Genomic DNA, 15,185 nt, shown 5'->3' with positions numbered 1-15,185 from the left:
AAAAGCGTCCTTGACAGGCAATTTCTTGCGTCGCGTGACGTGGTTGGCAATCCTTCAGCGCGCCACGCGCAGCGTCAGCCCCGCGTCGCCGTGTCCGGCGCTGTCACTCGATGTGTTCCATGTCTTCGGGCAGTGCCACCCACGGATGCATGCATTCTTCGAACACGGACACAGTCGGTGCAGGGAAATCCGCATTCGAGAAGGCACCCACCGGCACGCCGACAACGCCGGCCACCGAGTCCAGCCGGTAGTACACGGTGGAACCGCAAACCGGACAGAAGTAAAAGCTTCCCGTGCCGCCCGTATCGCCCGGTCGCACATAGATCGTCGCGTTGCCGCGTATCACCACGCTCTCCTCGCGAAACCTGGCCTGCACCCCGAACACGCTGCCGGTGCGGCGCTGGCATGCGTTGCAATGGCAAATGGATACGCGCAGCGGTTCTTCCGTGGTGCGGAGCATGAGCTGGCGACAACTGCAGGTAGCAACGCGCTGTGGCATGACGATGCTCGCGAGGGTGAAGTGGAGCGCTTGTGCTTTGCATCGCGCCAGGACGAAACCGGGTTTCGGCAGGCGCACTCGTCTTGCCGGGAAACGCGCGCACTATACGTGGTCCCGGCGGATTCCCGCATTCTTCGCGAACGTGGGCACCCGTGTTACGGTCCAACCTCCCCTTTCACGGAGCTGACCCATGCGCCTGTCGCGAGCACTGCATGCCGTTCTTGCCATCGCCTTGGCCGCCGCCAGCCTGCCGCTGGCTGCGCAAACCCTGCGCGTCATGAGCTTCAACGTGCGCGTGCCGGTGGAAGCGGACGGCCCCAATCGCTGGGAAGCACGCCGCGACATCATGGTGCGCACCATCCGCGAACAACACCCCGATGTGCTCGGCACGCAGGAGCTCCACCAGGAACAGGGCGACTACATCGTGGCGCACCTGCCGGAATACACCTGGTTCGGCATCGACCGCCGCGGCGGTCACAGCGACGAACACATGGGCGTGTTCTATCGCAAGGACAAGCTGGCGCTGAAGGACTCCGGCAACTTCTGGCTCTCCGACACGCCCGACGTGCCGGGCAGCATCACCTGGGGCCACCCGCTGCCGCGCATGGTGACGTGGGCATTGTTCGAGGACAAAGCCACGCATCGCACGTTCTACTACTACAACACCCACCTGCCGTATCGCGAAGAAGACGAGCCGGCCCGCGTCAAGGGCGCCAAGGAGATCGTTAGCCGCCTTGCCGCACTGCCGGCGAATGCGCCCTTCATCCTCACCGGCGACCTCAACACCGACCCCAGCAGCCCCACCTATGCGGAGCTGACGAAGGTGCTGGTCGATACGCGCAAGGTGGCACCGAAGGTCGAAGGCCCGGAGAAAACCTTCCACAACTTCACCGGCAATCCCACCGAGCACATCGACTTCATCCTTGAGCGCGGCTTCACGCCGACCTATTTCGCCACCGTCACCACGCAACAGGACGGCCGCTACCCGTCCGACCATTTCCCGGTGGTCACGGACCTGCGCTGGAAATAACGCGACAAGCGCCGGGGCGGCGCACTACCGCCCCAGTCGCTCACGCTTCGCACGCATGATCTGTTTCGCCATCGCACCGAACTGGCGGCTTTGCTCGCGCTGCTCACGCAACGTCTGCTGCGCATGCATCGCTTCACGTTGCAGCTTGCGATAGTTGGCCAGGCGCCGCGCACCCAGCGCGCCGTCACTCACGGCGGCTTCCACCGCGCAACCGGCATCGCCTTCGTGATGGCAATCGCGGAAGCGACACTGCCGCGCAAAAGCCTCCACATCCTCGAACACCGCCGCGAGTTCCGGTACCGCCGTCGCCAGGCGAAGTTCGCGCATGCCGGGCGTATCGATCACCCAGGCACCGGACAACGTGGGGAACATCTCGCGCGCCGTGGTGGTGTGACGACCACGTGCATCATCCTCGCGGATACCGGACGTGCGCTGCCACGCATCGCCCACCACCTGGTTGGTCAGCGTAGACTTGCCCACACCGGACGATCCGACGAACGCCACCGTGGTGCCCTGCGCCAACCACGGTGACAGCTGCGACACCGACGCGTCATCCTGCGCATTGAGCGCAACCACGGCCACGCCGGGCATCAACCGTTCCGCCTCGTCGACAAAACCGGCCACGCCATCGCCGATATCCGCCTTGGTAAGCACGATCACCGGCGTCACGCCGGCATCCAGCGCCAGCGTCAGATAGCGCTCAAGGCGCGATGGATTGAAGTCGTCATTGCACGACGACACCACGAACAACACATCGAGATTCGCCGCGATGGACTGGCGGCGATGCTCGCTGCCGGCTGCCACGCGAACGATTTCCGACCGACGATCGAGCAAGCCGCGCACGCGATCGGCATCGTCCTCGATCATCACCCAGTCGCCCACCGCCACGCCCGCATCGGCGAGATGGTGCGGCAACACGACCGATGCCTGACCGCGTGAGGACATCACGACCAGCCCCGAACGATGCACGGCCATCACGCGCGCGGGATACGCCGCCTCGAAATCGGCCAGCGTCAAATGGTGAGCAAGCTCCGGCCGCCAGCCGAGCTGGTGCAGCGAAAACGCCTGAAAAGACATGGAAACACCCTTCGAACGAGAAGAACGACGGCCACACGAACGGGGCCGAACGAATCGCCGGGGTGCGAAGCGAAAGTGTGAAGCGCGGGCCAGCGGAAAGCTGGCCGGACAATCAGAAGCGCGTCGACCCGGCGGAGGCTGCTGCTACAACAATCATGGTCATTTCCTCCTGTGACTGGGTTGACGGGATGCGCAGAGTAGCCACGCGTGTTGCCGCACGCAAGTGCTGATTTTCGTTAGGTGTTACGCATATGGGCAGACCTCACAGGGTCTGGATGTTTACCTTGCGGTACTCACGAAGTGCGCGACTGCCTGCCGGACACACCAAGTTGATCAGGTACTCATCCGTAGCGAGTAGTGCCGCAGCTTCAGTAAGCGACAACGCGTAGACCTTGTTCTTTGCATTGTTCGTCGGATCGGCCGAATGTGCCGGCTGCTTGCGGTTGAGAACATAGCGACCTGACGAATCCGGCTTGGCGATAAAGAGCTTGCCGAGTGCGCGGCCACGCGTGCCGAACGCGCTGATCTTGACGACGGTACCTGTCATATAGCCTCCCTGTGGATGACACGTCATAGCGCCCTTTCGTGATGCCGAAAAGGCGCCGCGCATTATCCACGACCCGACTACATCTGCTCCACCGGCAACACCCGCCGACGCGACCGCTCGCGCAACGAGCAATCACGCAACGTATCCGCCATCGCTTCCAGGTCCGGAATGCCATACAGATACACCGACGTCATGCCGGCATCCGACGAATGCAGGTGCACGGTGCAATACCCAAGCATGCGCTCGCCCAGCGGCTTGTGCAGGTCGATGTGATCCACACGGAACAACTCCAGGTTGTCCTGCATCTTGGAGAACAAGCCGCGCTCGATGCGCACGCGTTGCGTGGTGATGGTGAAGCGTGTCGAGAGGCTGCGAATCCAGTAAACCAGCAGCGCAATGCCAAGCGTGATGACGATCAACACATATTGGCCGACGGAATACACCACCGCGGGATGTCCTTCGAACAGTGTCCTTTCCACCGTGGCTTCGCGCGCGGCGACATAAGCGTCGATATCCGTTCCGCAGAAGCGGCACTTGTGCGCCGCGACCATGATCATTTCGCCACAGGCGGGGCACGGCTTGCGCTGCTCGTCCATTTCACGTCCCAAGGATTGGCTCCCCGGGATTATGGGGCCTGCCAGTGCATGGCGCGTGGGGAAACGGTCAAGCTTTGCGCCGACAGCCCCAAACCCTCAAGGCTGCCGCAACACCAACCGGTGCTCCACCTCGGCCTTCCTGTGGATGACGACGCCACCCACGCTCAACCCGAACGACTGCGTGAATGTCTGGCTCGGCGCGCTGGGCAGCAGGCTGTACATGCTGTTGGCGGCTTCCACCGTGGAAAAGGTCCAATCCACGCACTGAGGTTCGGTGTCGAGCACGGACATCAGGTTGGATGCGGTGTACGTCATGGTGCCCGCACCCGAGGAAAGCGTCGTCGTGGCGCCGTTGATGTCACCGACGAAGTTGAGTTGGAACGCCACGATGGGCGCCAGGTTCTGCGCAGGCTGGTTGCTCAGCGAAATGGTGCGATTGCCCACCGTGTTGCCGTGATTATCGATCAACACATAGCTGGCACCGATGACGTTGTCGGCTTCATCGTTCAACAGCGTGATGATGATCTGGTAACCCGCCGGCAGCGTATTGCTCGGCAGTGTCGCCAGCGGCTCCCTGATGTTGACCACCTGATCGTGCTTGGTATGCCAGTTGTCCACCATGCAATCGAGTACGTGCGATGTGGCGTCCGGTATCAGCAACACCACGTATTGCTGCGCACCGTCGAACGCCTGGCTCGCCGAATACGCGTTGATCTGGAAGCCGAAGCCGCTGGTTCCGGTGATATCCGTATCCACGATGATATGCACCTGCAAACCACGCAGGTGATTGCACCACGTGAGTATCGGCACGCCAGGCCCGACACGTACGCGCTGTTTCTCTGCCGCTTCCGCCAACGGCTTGGCCGGACTATAGAGAAAGTAGTTGGAGTTGCTGCCCAACCCCTTGGCGGGAACGGGCGCATAGGGTCCCGCGCTGTTCAAGGCCGCGCTGATGCCTTTGCCGCCGAAACTTCCCCAACCCCAGTTGGACGAAATCGGCTTGGGATAACCCGCATCCACCGTGCCCGCGCCCTCGTCCGCGCGCGTCACGCGAATGTATTGGTCGCCTGAAAAGAAGTAGCAGCGCGAACCGCTATAAAGCGCTGCATCAATGCCGTTCGCTCCAAACGAACCCCAACCCCACACCGAAATGGGTCGCGGGTAACCGGCATCCACCGTGCCCGGCCCTGTTTCCCCGCGCGTGACGCGAATGTATTCCTTCCCCGAAAAGAAATAGCACTTGGAGTTGCTGAAAAGCGCAGCGTCGATGCCGTTGGCGCCAAACGAACCCCAACCCCAATTAGCCGCAATCGATTTGGGATAACCCGGATCGATGGTGCCCGGCCCGGTCGTGCCGCGCGTGGTGCGAATATATTCCTTGCCCGCGAAGAAATAGCACTTCGATCCGCTATACAGCGCCGCATCGATGCCGTTGGCACCGAACGAACCCCAACCCCAGTTGGGCGAGATGGCACGCGGATAACCCGCATCCACCACGCCCGGACCGGTGTCGGTGCGCGTGACGCGGATATATTGGTTGCCCGCAAAGAAATAGTCGTACACGGCCGCCTCCATGAGAGGCGCCGCCCCTCACGCGCTGGTGTTCCATTGGCGCCACGCACGCAAGGGAAACAACACCCGTGAAGCCGGCAAGGCGTGCGAATCATCGTGGAGCGTAGCGCCGCGCAATGCATGGCCTCCATAGCGCATAAGCGCTAACGCACCCGCGAAAGACACACGCTGCACGACCGGTTCGAGCTTTCTACTTAATCCTTTCGATCAACGCGGAACATCGATGCGCAACGCGCTTTCGGCGCCGATTATTCACCCGCGACGTTCCAAAGCAGCCTTACTGCCCCGGCAACGGCAGGCATTCCATGACCTCCACCGAATCACCGGGAAAGATCATGAAGTGCGGATGCTTCTCGAACATTTTCACTGCCGCTTCGTGCGATGACGCCTGCACGATGGTGTAGGCCGTGAGCGCATTGCGGAACGGCTCCACGCCACTCTTCGATGCGCGCAACGTTTTCCCCAGCGGCTTGCCCACATCCACAATGGCATCGCGATGCTCATGTACCCACTGGCCCCACGCCTGCTCGCCCTTCGTTCGACGCTCCGTAAGCTCCGCATCGCTCAGCGCATCCCAACCCGATGCCTTGCGAGAATTTTCGTTGGCGACGTACACCGCCATGAACTGTTTCATGTCGTGCTCCTTCGTTGTCAGAGGGACACATCACCCCAAGGCAAGCCGCAACGGCGGTGTGGCTGCGGGGCGCAACCAAAGCATACGTACCGGCAGATTATGTTGTGGAACATATTCTGCTCTGGCTCAAGACGAGGCGAATGCGATCGCCTCAGGAAATGGCTTCTTCCGCCGTTAAGTACTGGGGCTCGCGCCCCAGGCCCGCGGCGCCTTCGACCTGGCAACGGCCCGAATACAGCAGCCCATCGTCATGAAGGAACGCCATGCCACCGAAAGCCAAGCGACAACCCGCCAAGCAAAGTCCGGCCAAGACGCCTCTATGGAAGAAGCTCACGCTCTCCACCCTCCTCCTGGGAGTTGGTCTGCTTTTCGCGACCTACCTGAAGGCCACGCTGTTCGTCCCACGCATAAGCGACCAGGCCGCCACGGAGATGTTCGACAGCCTGGACAAGGAAACCCTTGCCAACGTCGATGCCATCAAGAGCTCGCAGGAAGCCGCCGATGTCACCATCGACTTTGGACAGCGCAACATTGACGACAAATTTGTGCTGTCGCTTGCGCGCATCTCTTACATGGGTGCAACAGCCCGGGAGAAGGTACTGACCAACAAGCTCCAGGGCGCGCGCATCGATCTCATCAAGGACATTCTTGAGATGATGGAAGACCTTGGCGATTGCGGCCAGGACCATCAGTGCAAGAACATCGAAGCCGCCATTAAAGACAACATGGATGCCGCAGCGGAAACCCGTAAGAACGGGGAAGACCTGCTGGCCATCCAAAGTCGTGTACGCGACTTCCTGACACCTCTTACCGGCAAGCCGACGGCAGAAGAACAAGCCGACTTCATGCTGTTCATGGTGCAAGCTGTCAAAAGCCCCGCCACCCTCGTCAAGAGCCGGGAAGACAAGCCGGCATTTGGCGACATCGCGAAGCTGCAGGCATCCACCGACGCCCTGGTGATCATGCACCGTGATCTCTACCGCGAATACACCACCCGCATGCGGGTCAAGCAAGCCATCGCCTCGTTGCTTTCACGCGATCATTGATGACGGACTACGCTGTGACCGCCTTGGATGACATCCAGGACGGCATACACACGGATACGTTTCATCGGCCTGCGCCGACAGGCGCCAAGGCTTGCATTTGCTACTTTCGACTTGTCACTCGCCACGTTCTTTGCAGAGAAACGCGAGTGACCATGACAACGCATCGTCATGAGGCGCGGGCCGCAGGTGCGACAACACCCACGACCCGCTAACCATCACCAACTGAACGAGAGTTGATCATGGCTGTCCACGATCATACGGCACGCGCACGCCTGTCCTTTCCAGCAGGTGACGCACTCAACGCCACGCCCAACGCCGATCCCACGGCGCACCGCCCATCGCCCTATTCGCTACGCCTTTCCACCCTCGACGACATAGCCCTGGCGCATTACGCGCTCTCACAGCTGTGGCTAGAAGACGAGAAGTGCCGAACGGCGCTTGCGAAAAAGATCGCCACCGAAACACCGGCATGGCCACTTCCTCCGTTGTTCAAGGAGGGTGTGTCCTTGGCAATCCAGTGCCTTGAGCAGCACGCCCGCCAGCTCGACGGCAAGCGGGCAATGAATGCGTAAGCACGACCGATGATCGTTCCCGCGGTGCATCGGCCGGTCTGGCGATGCACCGCACCTTGGTGATCCTCGACATCACACAGATTTCCCCTACACGGATGGCGGCCAGTGCCTATCCGTTGATCCATCGTGCCTGACGCAAAATTGGCACGCTGCGGGTCGCGCTTGTGCATAAAAAATTTGCCGTCATTCCCGCGAAGGCGGGAGGCGCTTTTCAACGGATAGATGTCCGGTCATCCAGTGCCTTTTTCGCCATGCGACCTGACTGACAAGAGCGAAAGTCACTGGATTCCCGCCTTCGCGGGAATGACGGTCAGGAGAGGCGCCGCAGACGCCGGGTGCGCCGCGTGCGATGCGTGCGATGCGTGCGATGCGTGCGATGCGCACGCTCTCACCCTTTCACGGCTCTCATCGCGTACCTAGGCGCGCGAAGCTTGATCCATCAGGCGGACGTCGCCGCATCCTTGGGCACATGCGTGTCGATCCACTCAACGATGAACGTATCGAGCGGCATGCGCTCCGGCACGTCGATATCCGCCTCCCGCACAAAGGCGGCCGCCGCCTTGATCAACGCCTGCCGCGCAATGCTGGTCGCCTGCCGCGCCGCCGCCTGCTTCTGCCGCAGCTGCACGATGTGCGGGGACGGCCTGCCCGGTTTCGCGTACTTCTGATATTTGCGCAGCTCATCCGCCGCCAGCTCGGTATCAGCCGCTGCCTGCCACGTCGCCCGGCGCGCCTTCAGCACGGGAATCAACAAGGCGGCCGCGGGCGACCAGGCCGCCGGGGCAGCGGCGCTCACCAGCAGCCCTGCCAGCGCGGGTGACATGGCGGCTTGGGTATCGGCCGTGATGTCGCCGGAACGCTCCAGCACATCCAGAAAGCCCGCGTAGCGGAATGGCTTGATCATGAGAACCTGGGAAGAACGATGGAAGGAGGCCGCCACCTATGGTCGGCCAGCGCTCGAAACATGGCCAATGGACCGGTACGCGCCCGTATGGCGAGCGGTAAAAACACGGTTTGCTGAATCTTTCCGACGCGCCATCGCGAAAATTTGCTTCCGACGGTCAGTTTTTACGACTTCCTAAGGAAGCCCTTATGAAGCTTCAACGATCAGACACCTAATCTGGACCCACTCCCGAGCCGACAGGACGACTCAGCGAGTAGCGACCGCCTTGCTGGCGGAGCACCAACAGCCCATCGGATGTGTGGAGCTGGCTGGAACAGATGGGCGGACGCGCGAGCGCCGCCCATTTCCTTTTCTGGGGTCAGCCCGTCTCGTTGCCGCGGTGAAGGTGCACGCCCAATTCCGTGGCGAGCTCCCGCATCGGCTCCACGTTGCGCGACAACGTGATCCAGCCCGCCACGCTGTCGTCATCCGTATCCAGCACCCACAGCGTGTAGCCATGCGGCGCCAGGTTGTCGTACGCCACGCCCAGCAGGTCGGAGGTATCGACATCCGCATGGAAGTCGTCCTCGTCCACGTCGCCATCCCAATCGATGTCGATATTCCAGCGCGAGGCAAGCTCTTCAATCGCCTGCACCAGCGCCCGCGTATCCCCCGCCTCCACCCGAAACGCCGCCCGCCAATCCGCCACCTGCCCCACCACCTCGGCGACATTGATGTCGTCCTCCGGCGTATCCGCCACCACCTCGCGATACGCCGCGAACTGCTGGAACGCCGAATCGTCGTCGCCCGGATTGATCATCAGGAACAACTGCCAGACGTAGGCGTCGAGGGAATCGTCGTCATCGTCGAACTGGTGTTCGGTGTCGAAGGAGTCGTCGGAGCTCATGGGATTGCGGCCTCCCGGGCCGTGCACAGGTGATCGCCGAACGGTGCCGCACCTACAAGAACCGTCGCGTAAAGACTTAGCGTAACGGGATTTTAGCTGATGGTCAGGCCCGGCAGTCCAAGGCTATATCTCGGACCCGACGCACCTGTTGAGACCACGGCCTCTCACGCCTCCTCTTCGCCCGAGATTTCGACTGCTCATCGTTATGGCAGACGTTTCGCGGCACACCCGAACGCAGAAAGCACCAGGAGTAACTATGTCTCTCGCAGGAGGCCCTATCCGGTTAGGCGACCGAACATCGGGCGGCGGCCAAGTCATTTCCGCAAGCGGAACTCTTTTCATCATTGACGATTTACCCCTCGCACTTGCTGGCGACAAAGCCACATGCAACAAGCACGGCGGCATACAGACATTTGTCGAGTGCTGTCAGAGCAATTCCAGCGACGGCAAGGGATGGATCATCGAAGGCTGCAAGCTAAGTTGCGGATGTTTTGCCTTTAGCTCTTGCGCGAGCAGCTTCTGGGTCGAGGACACCGTCAGTACAACCTCCGGTAGTGGAGGACTAACCAACATTACTTGGCTGGGCGCTTCAACCACCATTTCCCCCGAAGAACCAAACCGTAACGACCATCAATTCCAGATTCTCTCGCGACACGGCAAGCCGCTCGTCAACGCGACGTATCGCATAGCAACAGCGTCAGGATCGGAGATGACGGGAGTCACCGACTCGCGCGGTATGACACAACGCATTGCGACTTCGGCGGCCGAGCTACTTCACATCTACTTGGTCCGCGAATCATGACGGAAAGGTCATTCGGCACGAATGAAGCACATCTCGGATCTGCACCAACAAATACCCAGCCGGGTTCAGTAACGCAGGTAGACACCAGCTCACTACCAAAAACTATCATGACGTTTAGTGATCAAGGGATCGACATGCTCAAACGCGTAGAGACACTCCGCTTGATGCCATACGATGACCAAACATCGCAGGATGTGAACCACTACGTACCTGGCGCAACCATAGGCTATGGGCACCTTATCCAAGCGAGTGAATGGACAACCTACGCCAATGGGATCACCGAGTCGCAGGCAGATGCACTCTTCAACTCGGAATTGCAGCCATTCGTTAGCACGGTCAACCGTGGCCTCAATGTTGGCGTGACCCAGAATGAGTTTGATGCACTCGTGGCGCTTTGCTTCAACATGGGCCAAGGCGCCTTTCTCAGCTCGTCGGCACTTCGGCTCATCAACGATCCGCAAGCAACGACAATCTATGGATCAGTCGATGAGGCGTGGCGCGCGTTCAATAGATCGCAGGGCCGAGAGAACCGCAGCTTAAACAATCGACGGAATGCGGAACTCGACATCTACCACAACAGCAATTACTCAGGATGGTGACATCTATGCGCATAGGTAAGAACGCACTTCTTCTTGTTTTAGCCTTCTGGTGCGGCGCTGCGTCGGCCTCGTATGACGTTGTCATTTCTACGCCAAAACGTGTGATTGTCGTGGTCGTCAAATGTCAGGAGGGCGACGTGAACTGCAACGACATCAAATTAACTGAGGTAGAGAAGACCACGGGCAAAACAAGGAGCCTTGAAGGTACTGACTGGGTACGTCTTTGCCAGGGAAGCGAAACGCCTTGTCAGCATATTGGCTTCAAGTTTCCGCAGGCTGGGCAGACCATCTACGTCGGTGATGACGACAAGTTTTCAGTCATCGATCAACATGGAAAAGAAATTGATGCTGAGCTCGGCAAGCGCCTAGAGCCATAGCGATACGCGGAGAACTATATGGCCGAGATGGCAAGCAGATACTCCACCAATACGACCGGTGGTGGCGCAAGGCCGCGACGCCGAAACCATTTAGGGCGATATGGCGCAAACGATCAGAGAATATGCTGATTCAATTCACCGTGTCGCACGTGCAACTGACCTCAACGTCTTTGACGTAAGTCCAAAATCTGTGGGAGACGTGGAAGCAGGCAACTTGTCGAAGAAGCACAGGTCAATACCCGAGTGATCAGGTTCTTTAAACCACTCAATGACGCTGGGTACCACTTGGAGATTCAAGACCTATGATCGCTCTAAGTCTTGTTATCACATCCATGCTTGCTGGCGCCCATACAAGCCAGTGCACCCTGAATCCTCTTCCTCTAGCCGTGGAAGTCGTCCGTTCTTCTAAGGATGTCAAAAGTTATGTCGTGATGAACCCCAAAGCGATGAGCATCTTGCTCAAAGACGGCACGCTCATACGCGTGGTTAGCATGGGGTGTGTCGACTCAGGCAGCATCGCCCACGCGTGGATCAACAACCCGCCTCCTCCTGAGGACAAAGCGGCATGGAATAAACTCTTTATCAAGATTGCTTCTGCTGCGTTTGATCCCGCCGATGCGAAGAGCTTTTCCGCCTGGATTCCAAGCGCGAGCTTCACAAGCACTAACGGTTCACTGCTCAGCGCGAGCACTAGCGAAAATGTCGACATGTCCATCGACGTCAGCCCACTCTTCGATGCCGTGACGACCGAGATAACCATGTCGGTTACCTATCATTGAAGTGATAGAGGCTCAGCGCCAGGGTGATCGTCAGCAAACAACACCAACTGGCGGGGTGATACTGGCTGCATTCAATGCCTCTACCGGCAACGCCTCCTATTTAAGCAGCAGCGGTTTGTGCCGATAACTTGATTTTTGACGGATCAACGATCTCGCCATGGCGGCAACATTTGGAAGCATTCTCAGCCTTCTAAGGAGGGCAAAGAAACCAGCTTACTTTCTCGCTCTGCCCGCCGCATACCTCGCAGGTCAGGCTTATCACGAAGGGTACTTGAAGCACTTCGGAATCGCCGAGGGGTTGTTCCCCATCGATGTCACGGAAACATACAGGCAAGCGTTTATAGGGTTCATTGCTCTCTTCACCCAGGTAATGGAATTCCTAAACAAGAGTTTTGAAAATCACCCTTTATGGTCAATTTTCCTATTTGTACTGACGATGATTTTCGTCGCAGCGTTTTTTCACCAGCGAAGGCCGGTCGACGCCTCCCGTCCCAAGCCTGAGCCACACCCGAAACCGGAATCAAAATTCAGGCGAAATCTTGCCTTGTTGACGACCCGACTCCCCAGCGCGCCAGAAGTTATCAAGGACTTTGGTCGAACCGTGTTCGTAGTTTTAACTTTGACATATTTCATGTTTGTTGGATTGATTTTCTTCCTTCTGGTGTCAGTGATCATCATCAGAACCTTCCTCCATGTCGGTGACGTAGCTGCCGCGCGAGATCAAGGGAACGACTTTGAAGGGGCCGCTACTGCGTACGTCAGACGAAGCAATAGCATCCAGGAGGAGGCTTTCAGCGTCCTAGTTTGCGGACAGCAGTTCTGCGCCCTGTATTCGCAAACATCAAAGGGTTTCGTTGCTCCAATATCGTCCATCACATGGGTTGACCACGCCCAAGGGCAACCTATGCCGAAAGGTGGGGGTACTAAAGATCACTAAGAAGATCAGTTCAACTGACTGTATGGTTAGGCATGCGTGAACTCAGGGAGGGGTTATGGCAAAGCGCAGGGGAAGCAATTTTGATGTCTTGGCATCGATGCCTTGGCCAATTGGCATCGTGCTGGGGGTTATCGCCTTCGTAGGGGTTCAATACGGGATTGGCTGGCTATGGGGTTCCAGCGACGACCTGTTCCTCTTGGGAATCGCGAAAGCCGCAAAGGCCGGCATGTACACCTTCATAGCGTGGTTCATGCTGATCGCTTGCTGCATGGCCGCTTCGCTCTCGTTCCTAAAACGCGGTAGTCGGCGACAGTTGCTGGAATCTCAGACGGGTATCGAGAGTCTGCGCAACATGGATTGGCGAAGTTTCGAATCGCTAGTGGGAGAAGCCTTTCGGCACCAGGGCTACAGCGTGGAAGAAACCGGCCAGGGCGGCGCTGATGGCGGCAAAGACCTCGTGCTGCGCAAGGACGGGCTGAAGATCATCGTGCAGTGCAAACAGTGGCGCTCGCAGAGAGTGCCCGTGCACGTTGTGCGAGAGATGTTTGGCGTACTGGTGCATGAGGGCGCCAGCGCCGTAAAGATCGTCACGCTTTGCGGCTACACGCCCGACGCCGGCGCGTTCGCCTATGGCAAGCCGATTGAGCTGATCGACGGCGCCACACTGCTCTCTACAGTCAAAAGCATTCAGATGAGAAAGGAGCCCGAGGGCACCTTGGACAATCCACTGCTTTTTGCTGGCAGCGCTGCGGTTTGCATATTGGTTGCGCTGGCACTTCCAACGCAGCAACCACAGCCGCTCCTCGTGACACGTTCACCAACACCTCCCGTCTCACAGCCACCTGTAGTCGCCGCGCCCGCAGCGCCGACAGCAAAACCATCTTCAACGCCCACCATTGCAATGAAGGCTACCGCGCAGCCAACCCACAAGATTTACAGGGCTGACGCGCCCATGTCTGATGAAGAACTTAAGGATTGGGAGAAGCGAAATCGTGAGGCCATGAAGATTCTTGAGAAGACCACTCCGGAAGTGGAGTCGTTGCCAACTCGTTGACTTCCACTGCCGGATCGACAAAAAGCGAGTGCTGTACCCGCTACTCAGGGGCAGCACGCCGCTCTACTCGTGGCTACGGATGCCGACCTTCCAAGGGAGTACGTGTCGACCGCTCCAGCTTCTCCATGGTGTCCAACAGCACCGGCTTGGTAGCGTGAAGTTGATCGAACAAGTCAAAGCACCCCGTACCCATCTTCTCGGCAGATGATGTGGAGAAGATGTGCGTTGCGCTCTGCCAGAGTCGGGCAAAGAACCCTACTTCCATCGGCTCGTGGATAGCCTCTACACCCGCTTGAATCGATTGCATCTGCTCACTGTTGGGCTGCATCACGCAGACTTTCCAGCCCTGCTCAACGATCAGACGCTCACTTTGCGTCAAACCGTAATCGTTTGGCGACGAGTAGAGTTTCAGGAAAACTTGTGCGATGTCGTTTTCACGCATCTGCCGGTGAAGGTCCATGCCGTCTGTTTCAAAGAGCATGTGCATAATTCCACATAGCACCACGGCAGAGGCTGCGCCTCCGAAAAGGGCACCGGTCCACTTAACGAACCCGGCAACGGCAAGGCCGACGGCGAACCCGGCGATGACTGTGGCAATACCTTGCCAGTACAAACCGGACAAAAACTCCGCCACCATCCAAACCACGCCACAAATTGAAAAAAACACGCCCAACAAAAATGTCTTTTGGCTCATGAACTACCGCTTCCCGCAAAACCTCTGTATCTGCAGCATCGAGGAGAACTTGAGGGGATGCCTGGGGAATAGCTGAAAAATCTGCCTCAGAGGTGCACTCGAACCTGGCTGCCTGTTCTGCCACTGCCCTTCTCGGTCTATCGCCTCATACAAACGACGCGACTGAGCGCAACCTCCGACCGACAAACGGGGTCAGGTTCACTTCCGCGTTAGGAAAAAAGTGAACCCGAGAAGGGAGCCCGACCCCGCTATCGCTGGTCTGCGTGTTCGCCGCCAGGGCGCCAAGCTCCGCTCTGGCCTCATGTCCTGGGCGCCTGCGAAACAACCGTTGCGAGCACAAGAATTGCCGTGTTCATCGGAGCCCAAATGCAGTCATTTACTCAATGAGCTGTCAGAAAATATCTATGGAAGCCACCCATTGCTTCCCGTTGGACTGTGCGCACAGGTCTCTTTCTCGAGAAATCATTGAGCGCGAAATTCAAATAACTCATTGATTATTCGCGGTCTTCCAGCGCACGGAGTGCCGCCACCGTGGAATCACCTCAGCGTCAAGTTGAACGGGATGCTTTTCTCGCGTCTC

Annotated in this window: 18 protein-coding genes; 9 read left to right on the top strand and 9 right to left on the bottom strand. The window is 58.7% G+C overall.

Annotation, left to right across the window (positions count from 1 at the left end):
* Positions 1-103 precede the first annotated feature (103 nt).
* The gene (locus tag DK366_RS08730) at positions 104-499 is read right to left on the bottom strand and encodes a GFA family protein (protein ID WP_109125276.1); all 396 of its coding nucleotides are present in this window, start codon (positions 497-499) and stop codon (positions 104-106) included.
* A gap of 190 nt (positions 500-689) precedes the next feature.
* On the opposite strand from DK366_RS08730, the gene DK366_RS08725 reads away from it, so the two are divergent.
* On the top strand, positions 690-1,529 hold the full coding sequence (locus DK366_RS08725) for an endonuclease/exonuclease/phosphatase family protein (RefSeq protein WP_109125159.1): 840 nt from the start codon (positions 690-692) through the stop codon (positions 1,527-1,529).
* 24 nt (positions 1,530-1,553) lie between these two features.
* Here DK366_RS08725 and rsgA read toward each other — a convergent pair whose 3' ends face one another.
* From rsgA to DK366_RS08700, 5 genes are all read right to left on the bottom strand, one after another.
* Complete coding sequence (gene rsgA, locus DK366_RS08720) at positions 1,554-2,606, bottom strand: ribosome small subunit-dependent GTPase A (protein WP_109125158.1); 1,053 nt, start codon at positions 2,604-2,606, stop codon at positions 1,554-1,556.
* 262 nt (positions 2,607-2,868) lie between these two features.
* Entirely contained in the window at positions 2,869-3,153 is a 285-nt protein-coding gene (locus DK366_RS08715) for a hypothetical protein (protein WP_109125157.1), read from the bottom strand.
* A 77-nt stretch (positions 3,154-3,230) separates the two neighbouring features.
* Positions 3,231-3,761: a PH domain-containing protein gene (locus tag DK366_RS08710; protein WP_157956483.1), complete on the bottom strand. Its 531-nt coding sequence runs from the start codon at positions 3,759-3,761 to the stop codon at positions 3,231-3,233.
* An 84-nt stretch (positions 3,762-3,845) separates the two neighbouring features.
* Entirely contained in the window at positions 3,846-5,312 is a 1,467-nt protein-coding gene (locus DK366_RS08705; protein WP_198651486.1) for a hemopexin repeat-containing protein, read from the bottom strand.
* Between the two features lie 286 nt (positions 5,313-5,598).
* Positions 5,599-5,955 carry a hypothetical protein gene (locus DK366_RS08700; RefSeq protein WP_198651485.1) on the bottom strand — a complete coding sequence of 119 codons (357 nt, stop codon included), beginning with the start codon at positions 5,953-5,955 and terminating at the stop codon, positions 5,599-5,601.
* Positions 5,956-6,218: 263 nt separating this feature from the next.
* Between DK366_RS08700 and DK366_RS08695 the strand changes: the two genes are divergently transcribed.
* Together DK366_RS08695 and DK366_RS08690 are read left to right on the top strand one after the other, a co-directional pair.
* Positions 6,219-7,001: a hypothetical protein gene (locus DK366_RS08695; RefSeq protein ID WP_109125154.1), complete on the top strand. Its 783-nt coding sequence runs from the start codon at positions 6,219-6,221 to the stop codon at positions 6,999-7,001.
* A gap of 239 nt (positions 7,002-7,240) precedes the next feature.
* On the top strand, positions 7,241-7,573 hold the full coding sequence (locus tag DK366_RS08690) for a hypothetical protein (RefSeq protein ID WP_109125153.1): 333 nt from the start codon (positions 7,241-7,243) through the stop codon (positions 7,571-7,573).
* A 439-nt stretch (positions 7,574-8,012) separates the two neighbouring features.
* On the opposite strand, the gene DK366_RS08685 is transcribed toward DK366_RS08690, so the two are convergent.
* Positions 8,013-8,477: a hypothetical protein gene (locus DK366_RS08685; protein ID WP_109125152.1), complete on the bottom strand. Its 465-nt coding sequence runs from the start codon at positions 8,475-8,477 to the stop codon at positions 8,013-8,015.
* Positions 8,478-8,835: 358 nt separating this feature from the next.
* Positions 8,836-9,363: a hypothetical protein gene (locus tag DK366_RS08680; RefSeq protein ID WP_109125151.1), complete on the bottom strand. Its 528-nt coding sequence runs from the start codon at positions 9,361-9,363 to the stop codon at positions 8,836-8,838.
* 256 nt (positions 9,364-9,619) lie between these two features.
* On the opposite strand from DK366_RS08680, the gene DK366_RS08675 reads away from it, so the two are divergent.
* The 6 genes from DK366_RS08675 to DK366_RS08650 all read left to right on the top strand — a co-directional run bounded on the left by DK366_RS08675 (position 9,620) and on the right by DK366_RS08650 (position 13,911).
* Positions 9,620-10,165 (top strand): PAAR domain-containing protein, encoded by a 546-nt coding sequence (locus DK366_RS08675; protein ID WP_157956482.1) that lies wholly within the window; start codon positions 9,620-9,622, stop codon positions 10,163-10,165.
* The gene (locus DK366_RS08670) at positions 10,162-10,764 is read left to right on the top strand and encodes a lysozyme (RefSeq protein WP_232820975.1); all 603 of its coding nucleotides are present in this window, start codon (positions 10,162-10,164) and stop codon (positions 10,762-10,764) included. Before DK366_RS08675 ends, DK366_RS08670 begins: the two co-directional genes overlap by 4 nt.
* Before the next feature lie 5 nt (positions 10,765-10,769).
* Positions 10,770-11,141 (top strand): hypothetical protein, encoded by a 372-nt coding sequence (locus DK366_RS08665; protein ID WP_109125148.1) that lies wholly within the window; start codon positions 10,770-10,772, stop codon positions 11,139-11,141.
* 302 nt (positions 11,142-11,443) lie between these two features.
* Complete coding sequence (locus DK366_RS21185) at positions 11,444-11,920, top strand: hypothetical protein (protein WP_157956481.1); 477 nt, start codon at positions 11,444-11,446, stop codon at positions 11,918-11,920.
* A gap of 157 nt (positions 11,921-12,077) precedes the next feature.
* A complete protein-coding gene (locus DK366_RS08655; protein WP_109125146.1) occupies positions 12,078-12,857 on the top strand; it encodes a hypothetical protein in 780 nt (259 codons plus the stop codon).
* A gap of 55 nt (positions 12,858-12,912) precedes the next feature.
* On the top strand, positions 12,913-13,911 hold the full coding sequence (locus DK366_RS08650; protein ID WP_109125145.1) for a restriction endonuclease: 999 nt from the start codon (positions 12,913-12,915) through the stop codon (positions 13,909-13,911).
* A gap of 73 nt (positions 13,912-13,984) precedes the next feature.
* On the opposite strand, the gene DK366_RS08645 is transcribed toward DK366_RS08650, so the two are convergent.
* On the bottom strand, positions 13,985-14,605 hold the full coding sequence (locus DK366_RS08645) for a hypothetical protein (RefSeq protein ID WP_109125144.1): 621 nt from the start codon (positions 14,603-14,605) through the stop codon (positions 13,985-13,987).
* Positions 14,606-15,185 lie beyond the last annotated feature (580 nt).

The organism is Dyella sp. C11 (assembly GCF_003121485.1).
Taxonomy (GTDB): domain Bacteria; phylum Pseudomonadota; class Gammaproteobacteria; order Xanthomonadales; family Rhodanobacteraceae; genus Dyella.
This window is presented reverse-complemented; position numbering and strand designations above follow the sequence as displayed.

Excerpts from the sequence above, each read along its gene's own strand:
- DK366_RS08680 (WP_109125151.1), bottom strand. The coding sequence starts at position 9,363 with ATGAGCTCCGACGACTCCTTCGACACCGAACACCAGTTCGACGATGAC.
- DK366_RS08700 (WP_198651485.1), bottom strand. The coding sequence starts at position 5,955 with ATGAAACAGTTCATGGCGGTGTACGTCGCCAACGAAAATTCTCGCAAG.
- DK366_RS08675 (WP_157956482.1), top strand. The coding sequence starts at position 9,620 with ATGTCTCTCGCAGGAGGCCCTATCCGGTTAGGCGACCGAACATCGGGC.
- DK366_RS08665 (WP_109125148.1), top strand. The coding sequence starts at position 10,770 with ATGCGCATAGGTAAGAACGCACTTCTTCTTGTTTTAGCCTTCTGGTGC.
- DK366_RS08725 (WP_109125159.1), top strand. The coding sequence starts at position 690 with ATGCGCCTGTCGCGAGCACTGCATGCCGTTCTTGCCATCGCCTTGGCC.
- DK366_RS08695 (WP_109125154.1), top strand. The coding sequence starts at position 6,219 with ATGCCACCGAAAGCCAAGCGACAACCCGCCAAGCAAAGTCCGGCCAAG.
- DK366_RS08685 (WP_109125152.1), bottom strand. The coding sequence starts at position 8,477 with ATGATCAAGCCATTCCGCTACGCGGGCTTTCTGGATGTGCTGGAGCGT.
- DK366_RS08715 (WP_109125157.1), bottom strand. The coding sequence starts at position 3,153 with ATGACAGGTACCGTCGTCAAGATCAGCGCGTTCGGCACGCGTGGCCGC.
- DK366_RS08655 (WP_109125146.1), top strand. The coding sequence starts at position 12,078 with ATGGCGGCAACATTTGGAAGCATTCTCAGCCTTCTAAGGAGGGCAAAG.
- DK366_RS08650 (WP_109125145.1), top strand. The coding sequence starts at position 12,913 with ATGGCAAAGCGCAGGGGAAGCAATTTTGATGTCTTGGCATCGATGCCT.
- DK366_RS21185 (WP_157956481.1), top strand. The coding sequence starts at position 11,444 with ATGATCGCTCTAAGTCTTGTTATCACATCCATGCTTGCTGGCGCCCAT.
- rsgA (WP_109125158.1), bottom strand. The coding sequence starts at position 2,606 with ATGTCTTTTCAGGCGTTTTCGCTGCACCAGCTCGGCTGGCGGCCGGAG.
- DK366_RS08690 (WP_109125153.1), top strand. The coding sequence starts at position 7,241 with ATGGCTGTCCACGATCATACGGCACGCGCACGCCTGTCCTTTCCAGCA.
- DK366_RS08730 (WP_109125276.1), bottom strand. The coding sequence starts at position 499 with ATGCCACAGCGCGTTGCTACCTGCAGTTGTCGCCAGCTCATGCTCCGC.
- DK366_RS08670 (WP_232820975.1), top strand. The coding sequence starts at position 10,162 with ATGACGGAAAGGTCATTCGGCACGAATGAAGCACATCTCGGATCTGCA.
- DK366_RS08645 (WP_109125144.1), bottom strand. The coding sequence starts at position 14,605 with ATGAGCCAAAAGACATTTTTGTTGGGCGTGTTTTTTTCAATTTGTGGC.